This window comes from Paenibacillus agaridevorans (assembly GCF_018604145.1).
Taxonomy (GTDB): Bacteria; Bacillota; Bacilli; order Paenibacillales; family Paenibacillaceae; genus Pristimantibacillus; species Pristimantibacillus agaridevorans.
Map to the genome: position 1 here is coordinate 2,055,297 of NZ_CP075889.1, position 21,325 is coordinate 2,076,621.

Consider the following 21,325-nt stretch of genomic DNA (forward strand, 5'->3'; position numbering starts at 1 on the left):
TCGAAAGAAGCGGTTCAAACAGCGGGTGATTCCTGGCAGGAAGCGGGAATCATCTTTTTTGTTCTTCTGCATATAGTTTAGGGCAGAAGTACGAGCCCGTTCCGCTGGCGCCAGCCTGTTGGAGACGAGCCGTCAGTCCCTGCGGATCGGAGTCGATGGAGGATGAAGAGAAGCGCAGCTTTCGAGGAGGCCGGTCGCGACGGAGTCGCGACGGAGCTGGATTTTACGATACAAGGGATGAGCTGCTCGGCCTGCGCGGGCAGAATTGAACGTGCGGTTGGCCGAATGGAAGGAGTTCATGAAGCGGCGGTCAGCTTCCCGCTTCGTACAGCGTGGGTGCAGATGGATGCCGGCAAGGTTTCGCGCGAGGAAGTCGAGCGCAAAATCAATACTCTCGGATTTACCGCTATGACGACGGAGTCGGCGGGACGAGGGCTGCGCAAGGAACGTACCGCATTGCTTATCCGCTTTATCGCTTCGGCGCTGCTCACGCTGCCGCTGCTGGCTTCGATGCTGCAGCATATTCCCTTCTTGCAGCCCCTAGCGGGCTTCTTGCCTCTATGGCTTCACCAGCCATGGCTGCAGTTGATTCTGGCTACGCTGATCCAGTTCGTCATCGGAATGCCGTTCTACTTCGGCGCTTATCATGCCATCAGGCAGCGCAGCGCCAATATGGATGTCCTTGTTGCGCTGGGCACGACGGCGGCTTATCTGTACAGCCATTACGTCGTTTTTACGGAAGGCTTTGTTCATTCGGCGGATTGGCCGCATCATGCGGCTCCGCTTTATTTTGAGACGTCGGCGGTCGTCATAACGGCCATTCTCCTCGGCAAGCTGATCGAGACGAACGCTTCCTTGCGCACATACGACGAATCGTTCGGTTTCGGACAACTTCAGAGCGGCACGGCGAAAGTGGAGAGAGAAGGGGAGATCGTCGAGATCCGGACGGAATTCGTCCGCGAAGGAGAGATCGTAATCGCGAACGGCGGCGATCTGATTCCGGTGGACGGTACGGTCGCAAGCGGCGAATCCATGGTGGATGAGTCGTTGCTGACCGGCGAAAGTCTAGGCGCGGCGAAGCTGCCCGGCGACGATGTATGGGCGGGGACAATGAATGTATACGGCACGCTGCGGATCCAGACCAAGGCGGCCGGTCACGATACGATGGTAAGCCGAATTGCGGAGCTTGTCAGACAAGGGCAGCGCTCCAAGTCAAGCATACAATCGCAGGTAGACGCGGCTGCGGGCTGGTTCGTTCCGATGATGCTTATGGTGGCTGCATTGAGCTTATTGTTATGGGGATTATGGCTGAAGCCCGGCGATTGGGGGCATGCGGCGACTTGCGCCATTGCCGTCCTGCTCGCCGCTTGTCCTTGCGCGTTGGGACTGGCGGCGCCAATCTCGCTCGCCATCGCATCGGGCAGACTTGCGAAGCGCGGCATCATCGCAAAGGAAGCGAGCGTGCTGGAGCGGCTTGCCGCGATTCGGACCATCGTTCTCGACAAGACGGGAACGTTGACGGAGGGCAAGCCGAAGGTAAAGCATATGCAGGCATTTTCGATGGGCCAATCAGCCCTGCTGCGAGTGACCGCAGCCTTGGAAGCGGAATCCCGCCATCCCTTGGCCGAGGCGTTGCGGGAGGAAGCGCGAAGGCTCGGCATGAAAGTCACGGCAGCGGAGGAGATTGTGACGACCGTCGCCGGAGGCGTGAAGGGACGCATACATGGCATTACTTACACGTACGGCAATCTGAGGCATATCGAACGCGAAGGATACCGCATCGGATCTGCTGCCGGGCAGGCGGCCAAGCTGCGGGAGCGGCTTGGGGAGACGGTGCTGTATGCGATGAAGGAAGGGGAATGTATCGGCATCGTCGGCTATTCGGATCGTTTGAAAAGCGACGCGGCACAGACTGTCAAGGATCTTCGAAAGCTCGGCGTCGAACCGATGATCGCGACCGGAGATCATGAAGCCCCCGCGAGAGCCGCGGCATCGACGCTTGGCATCCGCGATGTAAGGTCGTCCATGCTTCCGGAAGACAAGCTTGCTTATGTCGAGAGCTTGAAGTCTCGCGGCGCAAGGGCTGCTTTTGCCGGAGACGGCTGGAACGACGCGCCGGCGCTGGCTGCCGCGGATGTCGGGATCGCGATGGGAGACGGGACGGAAGGCGCGCTGGCCGCCGGCCATATGACGCTGCTGTTCTCGAGGCTGCCCGCCATACCGGAGGCCATACGGATCAGCCGCCAAACCTTGCGCAACATTCGGCAAAATCTGGCTTTCGCGCTGCTTTATAACGCCTTCATTATCCCCTTCGCCGCGATGGGCATGTTGCAGCCATGGATGGCCGGAACCGCGATGGCGCTTAGCTCGGTATCGGTAGTCGGCAACGCGCTGCGCCTGCGGGGAGGGCTGAGCATGACGGAAGCAAGAGGATTGCAAGGATGATCACCTGGCAGACGGCCGGACTTGTGCTGCTGACGGGATTGTTCAGCGCCCCGCATTGCATCGGCATGTGCGGCGGCATCGTATCTTCGGTATCGCTGCATTCGGGATTGACGGCTACGAGGTCGATGCTGTTGTATAACGCGGGACGGATTTTGTCTTATAGCGCAATGGGCGCGATGATGGGCGCCGTAGGTTCGTTCGTCGATGTTGCGGGCGACCTGGCTGGCGTGCGGGGGCTGGCCTCCATCATCGGAGGCGCGTTCGTGCTCCTCTGGCTTTGGCGCAGATTTCAACTTCCGCTTATGGGCAGGCTATCCGGCATGCTTCATCAAGGTCTCGCGGGCGGGGGAGCTTCGGCGGATGGAGAATCCGTTGCGCGCCCGAGTCGTACCAGCGACTCCATGCACGTGATAGCTACGGGCATCGCCTTTGGTTTCTTGCCTTGCGGCTTAACTTATGCCATGGGGATGAATGCAGCGGCATCAGGCTCGATGCTGGAAGGCGCTTTGATCATGATGCTGTTCGGACTCGGCACCTTCCCTGCGTTGGCGGCAGCCGCATCCATCGCGGCATTCGCGAACCGTCGCTGGCGGCGTTTTATGCGCAGGGCAGGCGTCGTCACGGCGGCTGCCGTCGGCGTTGTCGCGATTCTCAGAGGGCTGGCGGTAAACGGATGGATTCCGTCGATCTCGCCTTGGTTGTGGTAATCCGCCGGCGAATGGGAACACGAATAATTTACGGTGCAAGGTAGGGCGTCATCGCATAGTGCAGCATCAGATAGCCGGACAAGTTACTGCAATTAAATATTAATGACATTAATATATAGCTTTCAAAGTTCTGGAGATTGTAAAAGGTTCGCCGTTAGCAGGCTCAATAACGGCGGTCGCACGCCATAAGCCAGCCATAAGCGGCATGCCGTCTCCTTCGTATTGACCGGGGGATGTTTCCTGCAGGTCGAATAAATAATCGCCGCATAACATATTCAGCATTTCCAGCTTTACGTTAATAACGGAATCCGTTAGAGGCTCGCCGAAGTCGTCGCGCAAAACGAGTACAAAAGGGTTCGGTTGAAGGACGACGGCCGGATATTGTTCGATGGACCACTCGATTTGCACATCGGGCCGTTCATGCAGCGTTGTAGCGGAATCGGAAGCGCCGGTAGACAAGGAGAGCGTGGTCAAATAGATGACAATAGCTATTAATAAAATGGCTGCTGCCCAAAGCATATATTTCCATCGGTTTGACGATCCTGCTGTTTTCTGCCCGGTTGCATTCGTAAGCTCGGTTTTAGACAATCGATTACCTCCTTCAAACATGTACCGCCGGGTTCCGGAGCAGGTTCCCGTTTCTTACTCGTATGCAGGGACGCGCACCCGTTATGCGAATCAGGCATTAAAAATACGGATATACGATGGACAAATGTGGGGAGCAAGTGTATAGTTACTACTGACCAAGTTGAATAGCAATGATAGAGGCGTCAAGCTCTACCGTAAGGCCGCTGCCCAGCGTCCCGCGCGGTTGAGCCTTGACTTAATTGGGGAAGCCGGTTGAAATCCGGCGCGGACCCGCCACTGTAAGGAAGGGAGCCTGCATAGATTGTTTGCATGGTCTCCGAGCGCGGCAGCATGAAAACATCGAACATCCCGTTCGACAAAACGTGCCGACTCAACTTCCAAGCCAGGATACCAGCCTGTATCTTTACGCCGTTGCCTACGCGGAATTAGGCTGGTGTTGGATGGGGCAATATCTGGCCGAATTGGCGGGTATACGCGAGCATTTCCGGCACATGTGCTGGAAGTGCTTTTTTGTTGTTAACTTCGCTGAAATCATGAACTGTGAAACGGGTCTAAGATGAAGAGAGAGTGGGGAACCAACCTTGAAACAAAAAGTATGGAGCGCGCAATCCTGGCTTAGCTTGCTGATGATCGTCCTTATGCTGACGCTTGCGGCATGCTCGGGCAACAATGACAAATCGACGGGAGGCGCATCGGCCGAGCCGTCGCCAACGGCTTCGACACAACCGCAAGAGACGGAAGCGACAGCCGAAGAGACGGTTTATCCGCTGACGATGGTCGACGTTACCGGGATGGAGCTTGTATTTGACAAAGCGCCGACTGCTGTAATATCGATCGCCCCTAGCGAGACAGAATCCATCTTTGCCATCGGCGGCGGCGAAAAGGTCGTTGGCGTCGACAGCAACAGCAATTATCCGGAGGAAGTGAAGGGATTGCCGCAGGTCGGCGATTATATCACGAATATCGAAGCCGTTGCCGCGCTGAATCCGGATCTCGTCCTGGCTGCTTCTATGAACGGCGATGCCATTACGAAGCTCCGCGAACTGGATATTCCCGTATACGTAACGGATCCGAAGTCTTACGAAGAAGTCGTTGCCAAACTCGAGGATCTTGGTAAAATAATGAATATGAATACTGCCGCTGCGGAAGCGGCCGATAAAATGCGCTCAACGCTTGCGCAAGTGACGAACGCGGTGAAGGATGCCGAAAAGAAAAAGGTTTACCTGGAGATTAGCCCTGGCTGGACGGTCGGCTCAGGCGAGTTTCTGGACGCTATGATTACGCTGGCCGGCGGCACAAACGTCGCTGCTTCGCAGCCAGGGTGGTTCGAGGTGAACGTCGAGGAAGTCATTACGCAGAATCCTCAAATTATTATCTATCCTGAATACGGAGAAGGAAGCCCGACTGAAGCGGATATCGTGGCGCGCCCAGGCTGGTCTGAGCTTGACGCCGTGAAAAACGATGCCATCATCGCCGTCGCGAACGATCCCCTCGTACGCGTGGGTCCGCGCCTGGCCGACTCCTTGCTGGAGCTGGCCAAGGCTATTCATCCCGAGCTTATAAAATAAGCACATGAACAGAACATTAATCGGTTATGGAGGAGCAGCTATGCTCCTTCTTGCTGTTTCTATCACTGCCAGTTTGTCTATGGGCTCCGCTGGGCTGTCTTTCGCGGACGTATGGGGCATACTGCTCCATCAGCTGCCCTGGATGCCGGACGCGGATACGATTTGGTCCCGCGGCGAAGTGGCGATCGTCATGCAGGTCAGACTTTCGCGCGTGCTGCTGGCCGTACTAGTCGGCGCTTGTCTTGCGCTTGCGGGCACTGGCTTTCAAGGCGTGCTTCGCAACCCGCTTGCAGATCCGTACACGCTTGGCGTTGCTTCGGGGAGCTCGGTTGGCGCGGCTTTCTTGATTTTATTCGGCTTCCAGCTTGCCATTGGCGTCTGGACGATTCCGATTGTCGCTTTCCTGACGGGAATTGTGACCCTGCTGGGCGTAATCGCCTTATCTCGTTCCAATGGCGTGATGCAGATCCAGACGCTTATTTTGTCCGGAGTCATTCTACAATCTTTCCTTGGCGCTTTCGTTTCGCTGATGGTGTCGATGTCGGAGGGCGTCGTCAATCAAATCCTGTTCTGGATCATGGGCTCGCTCGCGATGCGAGGATGGGAGCATGTGACGATGCTGCTTCCGTTTCTATTGATCGGGCTGGTCATATTGATCGCATACAGCGGCACGATGAATTTATTCGTACTCGGAGAAAGGCAGGCCGCCCATCTTGGCGTAAGGGTCGAACGAACCAAGTTGATTGTGTTGATCGCATCCACGCTGCTAACGGCAGCCGCGGTGTCCGTCTCCGGCGTAATCGGCTTTGTAGGTCTCGTTGTGCCGCATATGATCCGGCTAATCGTCGGACCGGATTATCGGTACATCACTCCTTTGTCGGCGATTGCCGGCGGTATTTTTCTACTGTGGGCGGATACGCTGGCCAGGACGGCGCTTAGTCCAAAGGAACTGCCGCTCGGAGTCGTTACGGCGCTGGTCGGCGCGCCCTTTTTTGCTTACTTGCTGCATCGCCGGATGAAGGATCAGAAAGGAGAGGAGTAGGATGGAGCTTTCGCTGAGTAACATCTCCTATTCCGTGCCAGGCAAACGAATCTTGCAAAACATAGACGAGAGCTTTAAACCGGGGCGATTCTACGGCATTATTGGGCCTAACGGCGTTGGCAAGTCGACGCTGCTCAAGCTGCTGTCCGGGATCGAGAAGCCTGAGCAGGGCGAAGCTCGTTTGGACGGACGCGACATTAGCGCTATCCCGCGCAAGGAACTTGCTCGTGACGTTGCGGTTCTGCAGCAAGGCGGCTTGGCGCCGGTTGGTTTTACCGTAAAAGAGATTGTGCGGATGGGCCGTTTTCCATACCAGAGCTGGCTTGGAGGCGAGTCTGCCGATCCGGAGCCGTTAATTAATGAAGCGTTGGAGTCGATGGGGTTGACTGGGCTGCAGCATCGGCGCTTGCATCAGTTAAGCGGAGGCGAACGTCAGCGCGTTGCGCTTGCCAAGCTGATGGTGCAGCAGCCTCGGATTTTGCTGCTCGACGAACCTACGACGTACCTCGATATCGGGTATCAGCTCCAATTGCTGGACAATGTGCGGGCCTGGCAAAAGAGCGAAGGGCTGCTCGTTATCGCCGTTTTGCATGATCTGAATTTGGCGGCGATGTATGCGGACGAGCTTATTGCTTTGCATGAAGGCAAAGTGCTGGCGAGAGGCGTGCCGGATGCCGTTTTGCAGCCTGATCTCATCGAGACGATGTATGAGACGCGAGCGACGATTATTCGTCATCCCGACCTGGACGTTCCTCAGGTTATGCTCGCTCCTGGCGTGGCGGAGCGCGGGTAATGGATTCATCCTGTTGCTGTGCTTGACCCGCAACGCTTCCATTTTTATGGAAGGAGCTCTATTTTAAGGACATCAGCGACACTTAGCGCACGAAATCGACAAATCTAATCATGTAACGGACATCAGTGACTCTTAGAGCGTCAAATCGATGATGTTTCTCCACTTTTGGCCTTCTACGCGTCTCGTTTGTCCGTTACAAATATGAACTCCTCGAAAAAAGTCTCTAAGGCGCTGATTTGACCGTTAGAATTTTGCTCCCCCGATCACCTTTCCCGATTCTACCGTTCCTTTCAAAGTGGAATCGGGCGCCTGAGCAGTCGGCTTGTTTTAGGTTTACTTTATACAACGCTTCTCACAAATAAAGTCGCAGGGTTCCGTTAGATTTTAATATCACGCCAAACCATCAAAATAAGAGCCCTCATTTCCTTTTGCATGTTGCTAACATAACTATAATTATGTAAACAAATTTCGAAACCAATCATTTACCTATTGTTAAGAGTGTGACTGGATATGAATGTAAGACGGCTTTAGCCGATATCAAGGAGGAAGTATCATAATGGCAATCGAGGAATTGGAGCAGAAGTTGAAGGACGTCATCATGTCTATTCCTGCATATGACACGGATGCCGCAGAACGGGCACGGCGACATTCGGATCAATTGACGAAGCCTCCCGGCAGCTTGGGCAAGCTGGAGGAAATGGCGGCAAGGCTGGCTGGCATAAGCGGCAAGCTGTGGCCGGATCTGTCGCGGCGAGCGGTTATCGTGATGGCCGGCGATCATGGCGTTTGCGAGGAAGGGGTCAGTGCGTTTCCATCCGCCGTAACTCCGCAGATGGTCATGAACTTCCTGCACGGAGGCGCGGCAGTGAACGTTTTAGCCCGCCAGGCCGGCGCGGAGGTGGTCTGCGTAGATATGGGGGTAGCGGCAGAGCTGTCTCATCCGGATTTGATTTCGCGTAAAGTTGTTTATGGAACCGCCAATATGGCGAAAGGCGCGGCAATGAGCCGAGATCAGACACTTCAGGCCATTGTGGCAGGCATTCATATCGCCGAAGAGAAGGCAAAGCAAGGCATCGCCCTGTTCGCTACCGGAGAGATGGGAATCGGCAACACGACTGCAAGCGCGGCAATCGCATCCGTGTTGGGCGGTTTGTCTGCGGAGCTGGCCGTCGGCAGAGGGACGGGTATCGGAGATGAAGCTCTGATGCGCAAGATCGAAGTCGTACGCAAGGCCATCGCGGTAAATGAGCCAAATCCGGGCGACCCCGTCGATGTTTTGGCCAAAGTGGGCGGCTCGGAGATCGCAGGACTGGCGGGCGTTATGATAGGGGCCGCGGCGAACCGTTGTCCCGTCGTGATCGACGGGTACATTTCGTCTGCCGCGGCATTGGCAGCTGCGCGGTTGGCGCCAGGAGCGTTGCCTTATATGTTGGCGTCCCATTTGTCGCATGAACACGCGCATGGCGCTTTGCTGGAGGTAATCGGTCTGTCTCCGATCATTCATCTTGAGATGCGTTTGGGTGAAGGAACGGGAGCTGTGCTTAGCTTCCACTTGATCGACGCAGCTCTTCAATTAATGACGGAGATGGCGACGTTCGACAGCGCGGGCGTCTCGAAAGGATAGGAGGAAACGAAGTATGGCCGTTCTTATAACGGGAGGAGCGCGCAGCGGCAAAAGCGCGTTCGCGGAGCGTTACGCCCGCTCCATCGGCAAGGAAGGCATCTACGTGGCGACAGGACAAGCGTTTGACGACGAAATGGCGGATCGAATCCGGCAGCATCGCCTTGATCGCGAGAAACAGGCCGGGATAACGTGGACAACAGTCGAAGAACCTTTCAAGCTAGCGGAATGGCTGCAAGCTTACACGGACAATAGCCATTCTAATAGTAGCCTCCAATCAGAGCCCCATCATTCCCGTCCGAATGCGATAAGCGGCAATTTGCGTGGTCCCGTTGTTCTTGTAGATTGTTTGACATTATGGCTGACCAATCATCTCCTGAGGGAAGAGGAGGACCCGTCTGTACAGCTATCCGTGGAAATCGACAAGCTGATCGCCGCCATCTCCGCGTTCCCCTTGCCCCTGCTCCTAGTCACCAACGAGGTCGGCGACGGAATCGTACCCAGCTATCCGCTCGGGCGTCGATTCCGCGACGAAGCAGGTCGATTAAATCAACGCGCAGCAGCCGTGTCCGAACGCGTTTTTCTCGTGACGTCCGGCATCCCGGTTGATCTTCGTTCCATCGCGTTCCGCTTCGAAGAGGACATATGATCTACAGCTTTCAGGAGCTCCTGCTGTTATCGGCTGCGGCCATCGTTATTGACTGGATCATCGGCGATCCCCGTTGGGCGACTCATCCCGTTATCTGGATAGGGCGATGGATACGCTGGATCGAGAAGCGGCTATTGACGGATCGGCATCGGAGACATGCCTTCGCGGGGCGATCATTAGGTTGTCTGCTTACAGTTTCTACTATGCTGCTCTGCATGGGGACGGTATGGGGAATAGTCGCAATCGCCGACTTCATTCATCTTTGGCTTGGTTATGCGGTTTCGGCTTGGCTGATCTCGACGACGATTGCGGTCAAAGGGCTGAAAGATGCGGCAATGCTTGTCTATACACCGCTTGCCAATGGCGATCTGCCGGAGGCTCGCCGTTATGTCGGCTACATCGTCGGCAGGGATACTTCCAGTCTCGATGAACGGGAAGTGACGCGGGCGACCGTCGAGACCGTTTCGGAGAATACCGTTGATGCGTTCGTTTCGCCCATTTTGTTCGCGCTATTGGGAGGCGCGCCATTGGCCATGTTGTATCGTGGCGTTAACACGCTCGACTCTATGGTTGGTTACCGCAATGACCGTTATCGTTATTACGGATGGTGCTCCGCCCGAATGGATGATCTTCTCAATCTTATACCGGCCAGAGTAACCGGCCTCTGCATGGTTATCGCGGCAGCTATTCTGCCGGGAATGAATCCATGGAGAGCATTGACAAGCATATGGGTTTTCGCCCGCCGTCATCCGAGCCCGAACAGCGGCATTCCGGAATCGGCAACTGCCGGCGCGCTCGGAATCGAGCTTGGGGGACGCAATGTATACTTTGGCACGGTCAGCGAACGGGCGAGAATGGGGTATCCGTTGCGGCCGATTTCAATTGAAGATACCCGCTCCGTCATCAGGTTGTTATATGCGGTTAGTTGTATGGTTGGAATAGGAGTGGTGCTGACATGGTTCGTCGTTCGTTGAAGGAAGAATGGTTCGCGGCCATTGCGGCCATCCAATTTCTCACCAGATTGCCTATACCCGTTGTCGTGCCTTTCGAGCCGCGTGTATTGGCAAGGAGCGTGGCTTACTTTCCATTGGCTGGTCTGGCTATTGGCGTTTTGACTGCTGGATCGACATGGTTGCTGTCATTTGTCTTGCCGCTCTGGCCAGCATCGATTCTTACATTAGCCGTTTGGCTCGGACTAAGCGGGGGACTTCATCTCGATGGCTGGATGGATACGGCAGACGGCGTACTGAGCCATCGTTCCCGCGAGCGAATGCTGGATATTATGAAGGACAGTCGGGTTGGCGCGATGGGAGCGGCGGCGGCCATTCTGCTTCTCATGCTCAAAGCATCGCTGCTTGTTGAACTGATGGGTTATGGGATCACCGCATTGTTGCCCTCACTGATTGTTGCTTCCTGTTTTGGCAGAACCGCGATGGCTTTGGCGATTGTCGGCTGGCCGCCAGCACGTAAAACGGAAGGTTTGGGTTCGTTATTTAATGAGGTTAATAAACGACGAGCGTCCGTTAGTTATGCTTTATCTGTCGCATTTTGTTACATTATATTAAATGTTAATGGGGTTAATGAAATAATTTCATTGTCGAGTTCGCTCGTCGCATCATTGTTTATGTCGTTAATTGTCTGGGGATTTGGCGGCTGGTTGGCCCGCAAGCTAGGAGGTTTGACCGGTGATACATATGGAGCGATAAACGAGGTGGTCGAAGCGGCGATGCTGATCCTGGCTGTCGTCGGTGTACGACTTTGGCTATAAGAGGTTGTTCAAAAAGTCCGCTTTTGATCACGAAGTATTCCGAGAAGCGTATTCGACATCGAATATTGAATGCAAGCGAAACTTCCGGTGCTCACGTAGCTTCCACTACGCTCCGCTCCTCAGTTTCTACTTTCATTCCATCTTCTCGGTGCTGAAAACCGAACTTTTTGAACACGCACTATAAGCAAACGATTATTGGCATTCGGGAGGTGCTGGCATGTTAGAGAGGTATGGACACGGAGGCGATCTGAGGACGGCCTCGGAAGTGTTCGGCAGAAGCGCGGAATCCTTCGACGACTTCAGCTCGAATATGAATCCGCTGGGACCGCCGCCGTCGATAAGGAATGTACTTGCAGGATACCTGGAACATATTCATGCTTATCCGGACCCGGCTTCACGGGCATTAAAGCAGACGCTTGCAGACAGACACGGCATACCGGAGAACGCGATTCTTGTCGGCAATGGAGCGGCAGAGATTATTGATCTTGCCGTAAGAGCGATTAGGCCGGGAATAACCGCGCTTGCGATGCCTTGCTTCGACGAATACGTGGATGCCGTTCGCAAGTTGGGCGGAGAGATCTATCCCATTCCGTTGGATGCGGAGAAAGAATTCGAATTGGGCGAAGCGGAGATCGATGCGGCATTAGAGCGATCCGGCGCCGACTTATATATGTTGGGATCGCCAAATAATCCGACGGGGAGGCTGGTAGATTCCGGCCTGATTTACAGGCTGCTGGACAGCGGCGCGTATGTCGTACTGGATGAAGCCTTCCTTGACTTCGTCCCGGACGAAGGAAAGGTCACGCTTGTGCAGGCAGCTGCGCAGCATGAACGTTTTATCGTCATTCGCTCCATGACGAAGTTCTATTCGGTTCCGGGCATACGGTTAGGGTATGCCGTCGGAAAACCTTCGACAATCTCTCGGCTGCGCAAGCTCCAAGTGCCGTGGAGCGTCAATTCGCTGGCGCAGCAGATCGGGGAAGCAGCATTGATGGACGCGGAATTTGAGGCGAGAAGCAGGCAATGGCTGGTGACCGAACGAAAGTGGTTAACCGATGAGCTTAGACGCATGGACATGCAAGTCACTCCAAGCGAAGCGAACTATTTGCTGCTCCGCTTGCCGGAAAGCTCCCGGCTTCGGCTTAGCGCAAGTCAGCTGCAATTGGAGATGGGACGGCGCGGCGTCCTCATTCGCGATGCTTCCCGCTTTCAGGGTCTGGATCATCGCTACATTCGTGTAGCGATTAAGCTTCGGGAGCAGAATGAGCGGCTCCTGCGCGCTTTATCGGAATGCCTGGGCGCCGCAGAAGACGGAAGCGGTGATCCCGCTTGACCCAGCCCTTCCGAACAATGGCCCGATACTCGCCTGTAATATGGCCAGAGCTGAGTTTGGAGCTGGAAGAAGATTTGCTTCGCGTCACGTTTCCTGTCGGGCTGCATGTACTGAGCAGCGCCATACTGCCCGGCGGCTTCTCGATGGCCGATGCGCTGCTAAACTGGAAGGTACCGCTCGATTACGGCGGCGGCGATCCATTGTCCCAGCTCAGGTCGCGATGTCAGCTGGCGGGGGAGGACCCTGCACGAACGATTGGATTTATGACGGCGGCAAAGCTGACCCATGCCTCCATCCAGGAGCGTGACGGAGATCAGTGCAAACTTGTATGCTGCACGACCGCCGGCACGCGCAACGCCGCGCGTGCCGGCTATGGTCGCGAGACTTATTCGGCCTATGATCCGGGGACGATTAATATTGCGATCTTTATCGACGGACGCATGACAGAATCGGCGATGGCAGGAGCTATCATCACGGCAACGGAAGCGAAGAGCGCCGTGCTGCAAGAGCTGGGTATCAAGGAGTGGGGGACGGAGCGTCTGGCAACCGGCACCACGACCGACGCCATAGCCGTCTGTGTCAGTCAGCGAGGAAGCGCGACGCATGCTTATGCAGGCGTCGCGACGACGATCGGCTGCGCGATTGGCGAAGCCGTCTTCCAAGCCGTATGGGAAGCGGTTGCTACGCAAAGCGAAGCCTAGCGGGAGGTTTGAGCCGGATTCGACAGGGGAATGCTGAACAAATCGATCTTTTTTTGTAATGACCCTGCAACTTTTCCATTATCTGAACGTCTATACGATAGCGCGCAGGGACGGCTTAAGAGGGCGGCATACGCTTCTGGCGGGACCATACATGGCATTGCGCAGGAATAGATAGAGGAGTTGTGGAGATGCTGCAAGGACAACGCAGACAAACCTGGAAACGAAAAGCCGCTGCACTGACGATAGCCGCTGCACTAATTGCTTCGCCAGTCGGACAGGTGTCGGCGCTGGACGCGCCTATTACATCGGGCACCAGCTACGTCATTTTGTATTTGAATAACCAGGAGGCTTTCCTGAACGGGGAGCAGGTTACGCTGGATTCGCCCGCGACCGTCAAAAATGGACGTACATACGTACCTGTCAAATTCCTCGGGGATGCCTTCGGCATGAAGGTGGAATGGCAGGAGTCTACACGGACGATCGTCATGGAGACGCCGTCTCACGAAATTTTGTTGGACACGGTGAACAAGTTTGCATGGGTCAATGGCATCCAGTTTCCATTCGATGATGTTGCGATGCTCAAGAACGGCAGGCTGCTTATTAAATTGACGTGGTTGTCGGATTACATGGGCGCCACCTACACGTACAACCATGAGCTTCGGCGCGTCGATGTTCTGTACGTCAACAAGCCGGAGGGCAATTATGACCCGGACCAGAACAATTCGAAGCCGGTTGCAAAGTTCGCCTTCGGCAAACCAACCTACCGGATCGGTGAACCCGTCAAATACATCAATCTGAGCTACGACCCCGATGCGGAAGGCGTTCGCATGGAGTGGGAAGGCAATGAAGAAGTTTTCTTTAAGGCAGGAACTTATCCCGTTACATTGACGGTTACGGATCAGAAAGGCAACAAAAGCAAGTCGTACACCCGTCACCTTGTCATTGAAGACGAAATCTACATGAACGAGGTCGAATATCCGATCTATACCAAGCCGATCGGCGGTTACATTGCGACGGATTGGAAGACGTTGTACGCGCATTATTTCAACCTGCCGGATTTGGCAAAGACCGTGACCGAAGACAAATCGCGGACCTTGCTGCTCAGCGATAGTCCGGAGACGTTTACGGAAACCGGCATTCTGTATCAGGATGTCATGAATGGCAAAGGCCGTTTGTACGCAGATCATCTCAATGGTACAGGCAGCAAGGTCGGTTTCGCCATTATGGCAACAAACAAGACGGATAAACCCGTCAAAATCCTGACGACGAACAAAGGCGAGGTGTTCCCGTCCATCTACGCGCATCTCATCGGAAGCGAAGCCATGGTAGACTTTCTTGCGTACGACGCCAAAACCGAGACGATGACGATTCCGCCGGGCGAGACTTTCGTCTACAAGCAGTTCCCGGATTTCTATCCCGGTCAAGGCGTTAATTTGATGTACGATGTCGAGACGGACGGCGAGGTTCAATTTACATTCGCGACAGCCGATACCGTGTCGAAGAACATGCTGGATATGACCAAGCTTCCTTTCACCGGCCATATTCGCGGGACATTCCAGATTGCGGGTTTTGATTGGAAAGTGGACCTATCCGCGAACGGCCTGAAGAAACCGACTAAACTTGTCATCGGCGACGGCAAGATCGATCCGTTCCAAATGGGCTACGATCCGCAGCGCGGCGAAGAAGCTACGCTTTGGGGCAACTATGGGACGGTGTACCGCATCCATTCCGACAAGCCGCAGAAGATGGCCATCATGATACTGGCCAAGGGCGGTCCCTTCAAAGGTCCGTTCAAAATTAACGGAGAGCTTGTAAAGGTGCCGGCTTCCGGCGTATTGACGGCTTTCGACGGCATGATTATGCTGCACAAAACAACCGGCAAGGAAGATTCGCTCGATATTGAATTCAGCCCGCCGGCCGGATCGGCATTCCCGATTAACCTGATCTTCTATCCGCTCGACGATCGCGCGTTATAAGCGCGAGTAATGGCAAGGCCATATGCCGCACCAATGAACAGGCATCGCTTCCTTCCTTCGAAGGCTGCGATGCCTGTTCCGCGCTAATCTTCATCTGGACATCTTGTGCGCTTCATATTAAAATATTAGTTCGGGTTTATTCGGGTCGTCGATTTTTGAACAGTCGGAATTTAGAAAGCGCTCTAACGCTTGCGGCACGCAAACCCCGGCATGGAGGAGCGATGTAAGGAGGAAGTTGATGAATCACGAAGCAGGGACGCCTCCCGGCAGTAGAAGAAAGCAGGTCATCATTGTCGTATCGGTGTTCATAGCTGTCATTGCAGTCGCGACGGTCATTTTTATGTTGCTCGTCCAATCGCTTAATCAGAAGTCGGAACAAAAAAACAATGTGCTGGATTCCGTTGCGGGCTACACCTACCAGGCGGCCGAAGCGACGAATGGTTTGAAGCTGCATATCCTCAAGACGAAACCTGCTAACGTGACACTGGAGGTTATCTCAAATAATGTGACGTTGTCCGGCAAAGCGGGCGTTAATGGGGGGTTCTTCTACGGGACGGATCTGATGAGTCTAGCCGTGGTAGGGGGCCATCCGGTAAACGGTGCCAAAAGTGATTACGGCAGCGGCTGGGAAAATATGAAATATGCGCGAGGCACCCTCGTCTGGGACGGTAAGTCGGATTCACTAAGCGTTCAGGTCGTGAGGCAATCTACGGAGCTGAAGGTAAAGGATGTCGAGCGCTTCTGGGCGCAAGGCGGAATCAGCATGTCGCTTGGCGATGATGCGGGCTGGCAAGCGCAAATCCTTGCAGAGGCAGCGCCATTTCCGGATGATCTAAGGCTGCGATCCGGCGCCGTATATGACGATAAAGGTTTCCTGTATTTAATCGTGAGCGAAACGCCTGGCACATTAGAGTCGTTCCGGGACGGGATTAAGGAACTGCTGGACGATCAGGGACTAGTCGACGGCATTTTTCTGGATGGAGACGGATCCTCGCAGCTGCTCAGCAAAGAAGCGGCGCTGCCGGGGGACAATCGGCCTGTCGTTCAGATGATTCGCATTATGAAATAAAGCTTGGAAGGGTTGGATGGAGATGGGGCCGTTGCCGATCGACGAAGTGCTGCCGGAGCTGCTGGACTCGCTTGCGCGCGGACGCAATGCCGTGCTGGTCGCAGAGCCTGGAGCAGGCAAGACGACACGTGTGCCGCTGGCGCTGCTGCAGCAGAAGTGGCTGGCCGGCAAGCGCATCGTTATGCTGGAGCCAAGACGGCTTGCCGCCCGTTCCGCCGCCATCTATATGGCTCGCGAGCTTGGCGAGCAGGTCGGCGACAGGGTCGGTTACCGCGTTCGGCTGGATTCGAAGATCGGTCCGCGTACCGTCATCGAGGTAGTGACGGAAGGCATTTTGACAAGAATGCTCCAGGACGATCAGGCGATCGAGGAGGTCGGAGCCATTCTGTTCGACGAATTCCATGAGCGGCATCTGCATGGGGATCTTGGTCTTGCGCTGAGTCTTCAGACGCAGACATTGCTTCGCAACGACCTGCGCCTCCTCGTGATGTCCGCGACGCTGGACTCCGCTCCTGTTGCGGAGCTGCTAGGCGGTGCGGACATCATTACAAGCAAGGGGAGAAGTTATCCGGTTGAGACTGTGTATGCCCCCATGAAGCGGGACCGCGTATCGATTGACCGTTCTATGGCGGCGACGATTGCCAATGCTCTGCGCATGCATGACGGAGACGTGCTGGCCTTTCTCCCGGGAATCGGGGAAATTCGTCGAACGGCAAGAGCGCTGCAGTCGCTTAACCTGTCTTCCGTCGTGGATATCCGCGAGCTGCATGGCGGCATGCGGCTCGAGGAGCAAACGGAAGCTGTCGCGCCTTGTTCGGCCGGCAGACGCAAGATCGTGCTCGCGACGTCCATCGCAGAGTCCAGCTTGACTGTAGCGGGCGTGAAAATCGTCGTCGACAGCGGGCTCATGCGCGTCTCGCGTTTCTCGTCACGGACCGGGATGAGCCGCCTGGAAACGGTACCCGTGTCCAAGGCTTCCGCGGATCAACGACGGGGACGCGCGGGCAGGCTGGCGCCAGGCGTCTGCTATCGCATTTGGTCCGAGGAAGAGCACCGTTATCTCCCGGAGCAAGGCAAGCCGGAGATAGCGGAGACGGATCTTGCGCCTCTGGCGCTGGAGCTGTCCGTGTGGGGCATTAGAGATCCCGGAGAGCTGGATTGGATGACGCCTCCTCCGGAGTCCGCCTACGGACAAGCCGTTACGCTGCTCCAGGAGCTTGATGTGCTGGACGCATCCGGCTTGCCGACAGCGGAAGGCAAGCGGATCTGCAAGCTGGGTTTGCATCCCAGGCTCGGTTCCATGCTGCTTCGTTCCGCCAGGGAGGGCAGCGCCCGGGAGGCATGCGAGCTTGCCGCTCTCATCAGCGAACGGGACCTGCTGCCGTCGGAGCGCAGTCCGGATATTAGCCTTCGCCTGGCAGAGCTTCGCCGGGGCAACGGCTATGATCCTGCCATCCAGCGGATAAGACAGCTGGCGGAGCAGTGGAACAGAATGCTTGATCGGGAAGACTCGACGGTTAGAAATGGGGCAGATCGTTTATCTATCGGCCGGATGCTGGCGTATGCCTTCCCGGACCGGGTGGCCAAGCGCAGAAGCGATGGCCGTTATTTGCTGGCGAACGGCCGTGGCGCCGTGATGAAAGCAGATGGCCCGCTGGCGCAGCTCCCGTATCTGGTTGTAAGCGAGCTTGACGATGCGGGGCAGGAGGCCAGCATCCGATTGGCGGAAGGGATCACCAGCGCAGAGATGGAATCCGGTCTTGCGGACTTCCTGCGACTCGACAAGGTTGTGGAATGGGATAGCGGAGCGAAAGCCGTAAGGGCGCTTGAACGGTTAAGATTGGGAGCTATCGTGCTGCAGGAGAAGCCAATGGCTGACGCCGATCCGGATCGGGTTGCCGATGCGCTGCTCGAAGCCATTAGGCAACGAGGGTTGACTATGCTCCCGTTCAGCAAACAGGCGCTCGCCTTGCTGGGGCGCATACGGCTGATCAATGGAAGCGGAGCCGCGGACTGGCCCGATGCAAGCGAAGAGGGGCTGCTGTCCACGCTTGACGAGTGGTTGAAGCCTCATGTGTACGGCATACGCAGGGAAGCCGAGCTGCAGAAACTAAATATGCAGTCTATCGTGGAGGACATGCTGACATGGAAGCAGCGTCAGGAGCTCGATGAGGAGGTACCCACTCATTATGTGGTGCCGAGCGGCTCGCGTATCCCTATCGATTATAGCAATCCCGAGATGCCTGTACTGGCTGTCCGCCTGCAAGAGATGTTCGGGCAAAAAGAGACACCTCGCATAGCGAGGGGCACGCTGCCGCTTACGCTTCATCTGCTGTCGCCCTCGCAAAGGCCCGTTCAGGTTACACGGGATCTCGCAAGTTTTTGGGAAACTGCTTATTTTGAAGTAAAGAAAGACTTAAAGGGGCGCTATCCGAAGCATGTATGGCCGGATAATCCATACGAGGCCGTGGCGACAAACAGAACGAAGCCGCGGCCAAAGTCTTGAACGAGGGAAAAGGAATCTTGATTAAGGGAGGAACGGCATGATGACGATCATCTATGTATGGATCTTGTTATGGATCGGATTAAGCGGGTGGGCGTTCCTCTTGATGGGCTGGGACAAACGAAGGGCCAAGCAGCGCGGGAGACGGCGCGTGCCGGAGAAACAGTTGTTTTTGCTTGCCGCCATCGGAGGAGCGATTGGCATTTGGGCGGGCATGAAGACGTGGCGTCACAAGACGCAGCACCGAACATTTACGGTAGGCATACCTTATCTGGTCGCCGTGAATATCCTGGTTTATTTGACGTTGATCGGGTTTAGCGCCATGCGGGCAATGGAATAACAGTAAATGACAAAGCAGCTGAGTCTGAACGGACTCGGCTCTTTACGGTTGGGAGGAAGAGAGATGGAAGAGCAAGACATCTATACGGAGGAACAACGCAGATTGGCAGAGTCGCTCCGGGATATCGAAGCGCAACTTGGAGAGATCGGACCGCGCTATACGGGCAACGATTTCACCGAGCAAATGCTCGATTTGCAGCGCGAGGAACGGAAGCGCCGGCTGGAAATTGCGAGGAAAGAGCCTTATTTCGGACGAATTGACTTTCAGGAGTTGCCGGAGTCCGCAAAGACTTCGATAGAAGCGGAAGCGGGCAAAGAGAAAGCTCTTTATATCGGCAAGGCAGGAGTCGCCAAGGGCGGCAGCAACGAGCTGCTCGTCATCGATTGGCGGGCGCCCGCCGCCAGCTTGTTCTATTCGTTTACGGGCGGTGACGCGCCGGCGGTCTATGACTCTCCCGACGGGGAGGTCTCCGGTTACGTTCACCTTAAACGAAATTTGATGGTACGCAGCGGCGAGCTGATCCGTGTCGTCGACAGTTATGTCCGAGGCCAGGAGGAAGGCGCCGTGTCCGATGAATTCCTGCTTTATCGCCTGGGCGAGAACAAAGACAACAAGCTGAGGGATATCGTCTCGACGATTCAGGAGGAGCAGGACCGCATTATCCGTGCGGAGCGGAATAAGGCGCTATTTATTCAGGGCGTCGCGGGAAGCGGCAAAACGACAGTGGCGCTCCATCGATTAGCTTTTCTGCTTTATCAGTACGAAGGCCGGATCAAAGCAGAACGAATGATTATTTTTGCGCCCAACCGCATGTTCCTGGATTATATCTCAGGCGTATTGCCCGAACTCGGCGTTGGCGACATTAGCCAGACGACCTATTCCGATTGGGCGATCGGACTGCTCCAGCATGAAGTGGCGTTATCCGATCCTTCGGAGACAATGGCTTATTGGTTCGAGCAGCCCCGGACGCACGCGGAGCTTGAGCAAGCCTCCGGATTATATAAGGGGAGCCTTGACTTCAAGGAGGCCATCGACGAGCGGTTGAAGGAGCTTGCGGACAACATCGTTCCGGATGTATCGTTTATGCCGTTGCCGCGGATGGAGCTTAAACCGGAGCAAATGCAGGAGTGGCACGATACCGATTATGGCGAGCAATCGCTCATGGAGAAGCGGGATCGTCTTGCCAGCCGGATTCGCCGCTGGTTGGAGTCGGAACTTAAGACAAAAGGAATCGCCGACAAGAAACTGCGATCTACGGCGTTATCGAAGCTTAACGCCTTCGTAAAACGTATGCCATCTTATACGGCTGTTAAGCTGTATGCCTCGCTGTTCAAAGGAAAACAGGCACTGACTACCGTACCGAAGCCGATCGCCAAAACGACGTCGGAGCGGCTGGCCCGAGGCGAGGCGGCGGCCGAGGACTTGGCGGCGCTTGCTTATATCCAGCTTCGATTATACGGATTGCAAAATGCGCCGTTCGATCATGTCGTCATCGACGAAGCGCAGGATTACTCGCCGTTCCAGCTCGAGACGTTGAAGCTATGCCAACGGACCGTGTCCATGACCGTGCTCGGCGACCTGCAGCAAGGCATACATGGCTATACGGGGATTCGGGATTGGGACGAGCTTAAACAATTATTCCCGGACGATCAGGCGGACTTCTTCGAGCTGAACCGGAGCTATCGATCGACGATGGAGATCATTGAGTTTGCGAACGTTATCCTGGGAGGCATGACTGGCAGCGTCAAACCGGCCGTCCCTGTTTTCCGCAGCGGAGATCCCGTCACAGTAGAACATGTCGGGGCGACGAATGGGGATTGGCTGCGTCGTATTGCGGACACGGTTAGGCAGTGGCAGGAGGCTGGCGAATACGATACGATCGCGATTGTAGGCCGAACGGCCAGAGAATGCGAGGACATTTACAGCTATTTTATGCGAGATGGAATGACGGCATCGCTTGTCCTCAGCAAGCAGCCTGCTTATGACGGAGGACTTACCATCGTTCCCGTCTACTTGTCCAAGGGTTTGGAGTTCGACGCCGTGCTGATTGCGGATGCAGGAGCAGACGCTTATGGTCCCATGGACGCTAAACTCCTATACGTAGGCTGTACCCGCGCGCTGCACAAGCTTACGTTGCTTTATCGCGACACTAGAACATCGCTATTGGAAGGCTGGCATCCTGCCGATTAATCAACATTGACTAGGTCGTGTCTGAAAACCCG

At 55.5% G+C, this 21,325-nt stretch carries 17 protein-coding genes and 1 riboswitch; of the genes, 16 read left to right on the top strand and 1 reads right to left on the bottom strand.

Features of this window, described 5'->3' with window-relative positions:
• Positions 1 to 162 precede the first annotated feature (162 nt).
• A complete protein-coding gene (locus KJW29_RS08295) occupies positions 163 to 2,445 on the top strand; it encodes a heavy metal translocating P-type ATPase (protein WP_214629400.1) in 2,283 nt (760 codons plus the stop codon).
• A complete protein-coding gene (locus tag KJW29_RS08300) occupies positions 2,442 to 3,152 on the top strand; it encodes a sulfite exporter TauE/SafE family protein (protein WP_214629401.1) in 711 nt (236 codons plus the stop codon). Before KJW29_RS08295 ends, KJW29_RS08300 begins: the two co-directional genes overlap by 4 nt.
• 108 nt (positions 3,153 to 3,260) lie before the next feature.
• Here the strand turns inward: KJW29_RS08300 and KJW29_RS08305 are convergent, their stop codons facing one another.
• Positions 3,261 to 3,740 carry a hypothetical protein gene (locus KJW29_RS08305; protein ID WP_214629402.1) on the bottom strand — a complete coding sequence of 160 codons (480 nt, stop codon included), beginning with the start codon at positions 3,738 to 3,740 and terminating at the stop codon, positions 3,261 to 3,263.
• A 187-nt stretch (positions 3,741 to 3,927) separates the two neighbouring features.
• Positions 3,928 to 4,153, top strand: a riboswitch (cobalamin riboswitch).
• Between the two features lie 168 nt (positions 4,154 to 4,321).
• Between KJW29_RS08305 and KJW29_RS08310 the strand changes: the two genes are divergently transcribed.
• The 14 genes from KJW29_RS08310 to KJW29_RS08375 all read left to right on the top strand — a co-directional run bounded on the left by KJW29_RS08310 (position 4,322) and on the right by KJW29_RS08375 (position 21,293).
• Complete coding sequence (locus KJW29_RS08310; RefSeq protein ID WP_246608643.1) at positions 4,322 to 5,308, top strand: ABC transporter substrate-binding protein; 987 nt, start codon at positions 4,322 to 4,324, stop codon at positions 5,306 to 5,308.
• Between the two features lie 4 nt (positions 5,309 to 5,312).
• On the top strand, positions 5,313 to 6,350 hold the full coding sequence (locus KJW29_RS08315; protein WP_214629403.1) for a FecCD family ABC transporter permease: 1,038 nt from the start codon (positions 5,313 to 5,315) through the stop codon (positions 6,348 to 6,350).
• 1 nt (position 6,351) lies between these two features.
• Entirely contained in the window at positions 6,352 to 7,143 is a 792-nt protein-coding gene (locus tag KJW29_RS08320; protein WP_214629404.1) for an ABC transporter ATP-binding protein, read from the top strand.
• Between the two features lie 556 nt (positions 7,144 to 7,699).
• On the top strand, positions 7,700 to 8,767 hold the full coding sequence (cobT, locus tag KJW29_RS08325; RefSeq protein WP_214629405.1) for a nicotinate-nucleotide--dimethylbenzimidazole phosphoribosyltransferase: 1,068 nt from the start codon (positions 7,700 to 7,702) through the stop codon (positions 8,765 to 8,767).
• A 13-nt stretch (positions 8,768 to 8,780) separates the two neighbouring features.
• Positions 8,781 to 9,413 carry a bifunctional adenosylcobinamide kinase/adenosylcobinamide-phosphate guanylyltransferase gene (locus KJW29_RS08330; protein ID WP_214629406.1) on the top strand — a complete coding sequence of 211 codons (633 nt, stop codon included), beginning with the start codon at positions 8,781 to 8,783 and terminating at the stop codon, positions 9,411 to 9,413.
• Entirely contained in the window at positions 9,410 to 10,387 is a 978-nt protein-coding gene (gene cbiB, locus KJW29_RS08335; RefSeq protein ID WP_214629407.1) for an adenosylcobinamide-phosphate synthase CbiB, read from the top strand. Before KJW29_RS08330 ends, cbiB begins: the two co-directional genes overlap by 4 nt.
• On the top strand, positions 10,369 to 11,181 hold the full coding sequence (gene cobS / locus KJW29_RS08340; RefSeq protein WP_214629408.1) for an adenosylcobinamide-GDP ribazoletransferase: 813 nt from the start codon (positions 10,369 to 10,371) through the stop codon (positions 11,179 to 11,181). The genes cbiB and cobS overlap by 19 nt, the downstream gene beginning before the upstream one ends.
• A 217-nt stretch (positions 11,182 to 11,398) precedes the next feature.
• Positions 11,399 to 12,514 (top strand): threonine-phosphate decarboxylase CobD, encoded by a 1,116-nt coding sequence (cobD, locus tag KJW29_RS08345; RefSeq protein WP_214629409.1) that lies wholly within the window; start codon positions 11,399 to 11,401, stop codon positions 12,512 to 12,514.
• Positions 12,515 to 12,570: 56 nt separating this feature from the next.
• On the top strand, positions 12,571 to 13,215 hold the full coding sequence (locus KJW29_RS08350; RefSeq protein ID WP_246608644.1) for an adenosylcobinamide amidohydrolase: 645 nt from the start codon (positions 12,571 to 12,573) through the stop codon (positions 13,213 to 13,215).
• Between the two features lie 188 nt (positions 13,216 to 13,403).
• Positions 13,404 to 15,191 carry a copper amine oxidase N-terminal domain-containing protein gene (locus KJW29_RS08355; protein ID WP_214629411.1) on the top strand — a complete coding sequence of 596 codons (1,788 nt, stop codon included), beginning with the start codon at positions 13,404 to 13,406 and terminating at the stop codon, positions 15,189 to 15,191.
• Between the two features lie 238 nt (positions 15,192 to 15,429).
• On the top strand, positions 15,430 to 16,260 hold the full coding sequence (locus tag KJW29_RS08360; protein ID WP_214629412.1) for a phosphodiester glycosidase family protein: 831 nt from the start codon (positions 15,430 to 15,432) through the stop codon (positions 16,258 to 16,260).
• Between the two features lie 16 nt (positions 16,261 to 16,276).
• Positions 16,277 to 18,766, top strand: coding sequence for an ATP-dependent helicase HrpB (gene hrpB, locus KJW29_RS08365; RefSeq protein WP_343222764.1), 2,490 nt, complete (start codon positions 16,277 to 16,279; stop codon positions 18,764 to 18,766).
• Between the two features lie 37 nt (positions 18,767 to 18,803).
• Entirely contained in the window at positions 18,804 to 19,103 is a 300-nt protein-coding gene (locus KJW29_RS08370) for a DUF1294 domain-containing protein (protein ID WP_425517506.1), read from the top strand.
• A gap of 63 nt (positions 19,104 to 19,166) precedes the next feature.
• Positions 19,167 to 21,293: a HelD family protein gene (locus KJW29_RS08375; RefSeq protein ID WP_214629413.1), complete on the top strand. Its 2,127-nt coding sequence runs from the start codon at positions 19,167 to 19,169 to the stop codon at positions 21,291 to 21,293.
• Positions 21,294 to 21,325: the final 32 nt, after the last annotated feature.